The 370-nt window shown below is 65.1% G+C and carries 1 pseudogene; it reads right to left on the bottom strand.

From position 1 onward, the window contains the following. A pseudogene (locus SB772_RS39405) lies at positions 1–370 on the bottom strand (protocatechuate 3,4-dioxygenase subunit beta); the annotation flags it as partial.

The raw sequence follows: 370 nt of genomic DNA, 5'->3' as shown, positions 1-370 counted from the left end.
CGCGTAGTTTTCCTGGGTCACGTCGAGCGTGAAGCGCGAGATCAGACGGTCGCGCGCGCCTTCGGGCGTGCCCTGGAAGATCGGGTCGTACTGCAGCAGCGGGTCGCCGGGGAAGTACATGTGCGTGACCAGACGCGAGCCGAAGTAGTCGCCGAACAGCGAGAAGTGAATGTGGTTCGGACGCCACGCGTTCGGGTGATTGCCCCACGGATACGCGCCGGGCTTGATCGTCATGAAGCGGTAGCGGCCTTCGTTGTCGGTCAGGCAGCGGCCCGCGCCGAGGAAGTTCGGGTCGAGCGGCGCGTCGTGCTGGTCGTTCTTGTGCACATAACGGCCGGCAGCATTCGCCTGCCACACTTCGACCAGCGTG

The sequence above is a fragment of the Paraburkholderia sp. SIMBA_030 genome, assembly GCF_046535245.1.
Classification (GTDB): Bacteria; Pseudomonadota; Gammaproteobacteria; order Burkholderiales; family Burkholderiaceae; genus Paraburkholderia.
This window is presented reverse-complemented; position numbering and strand designations above follow the sequence as displayed.